Source organism: Sporomusa sp. (assembly GCF_057736855.1).
Genome location: NZ_JBYKYF010000237.1, coordinates 1,953 through 4,885, shown reverse-complemented (window position 1 = coordinate 4,885; position 2,933 = coordinate 1,953). Strand labels below are relative to the sequence as shown.

The 2,933-nt window shown below is 41.4% G+C and carries 2 protein-coding genes, 3 tRNA genes and 1 pseudogene; 3 read left to right on the top strand and 3 right to left on the bottom strand.

Features of this window, described 5'->3' with window-relative positions; all coding sequences use genetic code 11:
• Positions 1-118: 118 nt before the first annotated feature.
• The 3 genes from AC29Z1_RS13545 to AC29Z1_RS13535 form a co-directional block, all read right to left on the bottom strand.
• Positions 119-195 (bottom strand) — tRNA-Met (locus tag AC29Z1_RS13545).
• A 12-nt stretch (positions 196-207) separates the two neighbouring features.
• Positions 208-283, bottom strand: a tRNA-Thr gene (locus AC29Z1_RS13540).
• Positions 284-285: 2 nt separating this feature from the next.
• Positions 286-361 (bottom strand) — tRNA-Met (locus AC29Z1_RS13535).
• Positions 362-635: 274 nt separating this feature from the next.
• Between AC29Z1_RS13535 and AC29Z1_RS13530 the strand changes: the two genes are divergently transcribed.
• The 3 genes and pseudogenes from AC29Z1_RS13530 to AC29Z1_RS13520 all read left to right on the top strand — a co-directional run.
• The gene (locus tag AC29Z1_RS13530; RefSeq protein ID WP_488271983.1) at positions 636-2,240 is read left to right on the top strand and encodes a peptide chain release factor 3; all 1,605 of its coding nucleotides are present in this window, start codon (positions 636-638) and stop codon (positions 2,238-2,240) included.
• A 12-nt stretch (positions 2,241-2,252) separates the two neighbouring features.
• Positions 2,253-2,579: a PH domain-containing protein gene (locus AC29Z1_RS13525; protein WP_488271982.1), complete on the top strand. Its 327-nt coding sequence runs from the start codon at positions 2,253-2,255 to the stop codon at positions 2,577-2,579.
• A gap of 78 nt (positions 2,580-2,657) precedes the next feature.
• Positions 2,658-2,933 (top strand): annotated as a pseudogene (locus tag AC29Z1_RS13520) (putative sporulation protein YtxC); the annotation flags it as partial.

The following is a 2,933-nucleotide window of genomic DNA, read 5'->3' as shown; positions in this document are numbered from 1 at the left end:
AGGCAGTTCCAGTTGTAGAACTGGTTACCCCAACATTTATTATAGAGCCTAAATATTTGCAATTCCGAAGATTTTATCATACAAAACAAAAACCTTGTCACAATTGACAAGGTTTTTATGGTGGCGGCGCAGGGACTTGAACCCCGGACACTTCGGGTATGAACCGAATGCTCTAGCCAACTGAGCTACGCCGCCATATGAAATTAATGGAGCTAGTGACCGGGATTGAACCGGTGACCTTATCCTTACCAAGGATACGCTCTACCAACTGAGCTACACCAGCATTGGTTGCGGGGACAGGACTTGAACCTGTGACCTTCGGGTTATGAGCCCGACGAGCTACCAACTGCTCCACCCCGCGATGAACTTTTGTTGCAAATTTAATTATATAGTACAATAAATACTATGTCAATCCATTTTTAACACCATTTGTTTACAATTATAACTTGGAATCTGGTATATCGAGCACTAATGACAGTAAGGTGGCATTGACTACTGTTAATTAATGGTGTATATTAAATTATTGTACTGTTTACGTTATTTGAACAAAACCGCAACTGTTTTGATAAGACTAGTGGCCGCAAATAGGACAAGATATGCTGTAACTTTAACAGATTTAACTTTAGGAGGCAGAAATGTCAAGTATTGCTCCCGAAATTACTAAACGTCGCACTTTTGCTATTATATCCCATCCTGACGCTGGTAAAACTACATTAACTGAAAAACTGCTGCTCTATGGTGGGGCCATCCGCCTTGCTGGTTCGGTCAAGGCCAGAAAGGCGCAGAAACATGCCGTATCTGACTGGATGGAAATTGAGAAGCAGCGTGGTATCTCAGTAACCTCCAGTGTATTGCAATTTGATTATAACGGTTATCGGGTTAATATATTAGATACTCCTGGCCACCAAGACTTTAGTGAGGACACCTATCGTACCTTAATGGCTGCTGATAGTGCGGTCATGCTTATCGATGCGGCTAAAGGCGTCGAGGACCAGACAAAAAAGTTGTTTCAGGTCTGCAAACAACGGGGAATACCGGTGTTCACTTTTGTGAATAAGCTTGATCGCTATGGACGTAATCCTTTTGACTTAATGGAAGAAATCGAAAAAGTTCTCGGTATTCGGGCGTACCCAATGAACTGGCCGATTGGCCTTGATGGTAATTATTCTGGTATTTATATACGCAAACAGGCCCGGATTGAATTATTCGAACGTGGTGGTGTTCACGGGCAATGGGCTTTGCCATCAACGCAAGGGAGTGTGGATGACCCGGCGTTTAAAGAAATTCTTGGTGAGGGCATCCATCAGGCACTTTGTGATGATATAGAACTTTTGGACATGGCTGGCGAAGAATTTGATTTTGAAAAGGTAGCCAAAGGGGAGCTCACGCCAATGTTTTTTGGCAGTGCTATGACTAATTTTGGTGTTAGATTGTTCTTAGAAGAATTCTTACAACTTGCCCCCGCGCCTATGCCCAGAGAATCGTCTGCAGGACTTATTGCGCCAGATGATGAAAGGTTTTCTGGGTTTGTATTTAAAATTCAGGCCAATATGAATCCTGCCCACAGAGACCGGCTGGCTTTTATCAGAATCTGTTCCGGGAAATTTGAACGGGGCATGACTGTATTTCATGCACAGTCAGGAAAGCAAGTAAAACTTGCCCAACCACAGCAATTTTTGGCTCAGGAACGAACCATCATAGAAGAGGCATATCCTGGAGATATTGTTGGCTTGTTTGACCCTGGAATTTTTGGTATTGGTGATACTTTGTGCCAAGAAGGTTCTAATTTTACCTTCCGCGACTTTCCTGTATTTCCGCCTGAGCAATTTGCCAGGGTTCAAGCTAAAGATACTATGAAACGCAAGCAATTTATCAAAGGTATGACCCAGCTTACCCAAGAAGGAGCTGTTCAGGTATTTCGCCAACCAGATTATCCGGTGGAATCATTTATTGTTGGTGTCGTCGGTTCATTGCAGTTTGAAGTGCTTGAGTACCGCCTAAAACACGAATATGGAGTAGATATTCTCATGAACAGACTACCATATTCTATTGCCCGCTGGCTCTATGGTCCAAACCTTGATGTAAAAAATTTAAAAAACATGGACAATGGTCTATTAATCGTGGATATAAAAGATAGACCAGTTGCTTTGATTAGTAATGAGTGGCAGCTTAAATGGGTTATGGAGCGTAACCCGGATGTTGAGTTTTTGGTTGTACCTGAAAATGCACGGCAAGTGTAAGGAGTGGTAAACATGTACAGCTTTCCGTTAGAGTTGGATGAAGTCATTATCAAAAAAGATCATGCCAGTTATACTTGTAACGGAGATGTATTAAACGGAGCCCTCTACTTGACAGATCGTCGCTTGGTTTTTGTTGGGTATGCGCTTAGTATAACCAATAAATATATGGACGAAGTACCATTAACTCATATTAAGGAACTGCTGGCAGAAAAGACTTTTTTCATCATACCAAACGTATTAAAAGTTGTTACTATTCAAGATAAAGTAATTAAGTTTGTTGTAAAAAACCGTAATGAATGGTTGGAAGCGGTTAACACCCAACTTCAGATTGTTAACTAAATTGTAAAACACTTCACTGCTCTCATTGTATGCAAATAAGCTCTTGAACATATACTATATGAGAAGGGAGTGAGGGTGGTGAAGTTACTTTCGATCGGCCTGAATGGAACAACCGAAAATATCAGGGAGAAGTTGGAACGCGACTGTAAAACGCTGACCCAAGAAGGCTTCCGCGTAGACATAGAAGAGCTGGATAAAGGTGGCTATAAATTTCTTGGTTTAACGATTAGTGATGGGGAGCTATCGTTTCGAAATTATGAGCGGATAAAGAATGTACTCAAACATAGTGTAGCACAAATACTTGCTGATTGGATTATTACTAACGAAGAACACAAGATTATCAATAAGCTAGTT

What these genes read in the sequence shown, in the direction of transcription:
- AC29Z1_RS13530 (WP_488271983.1), top strand. Translation starts at nt 636, where the DNA reads ATGTCAAGTATTGCTCCCGAAATTACTAAACGTCGCACTTTTGCTATT.
- AC29Z1_RS13525 (WP_488271982.1), top strand. Translation starts at nt 2,253, where the DNA reads ATGTACAGCTTTCCGTTAGAGTTGGATGAAGTCATTATCAAAAAAGAT.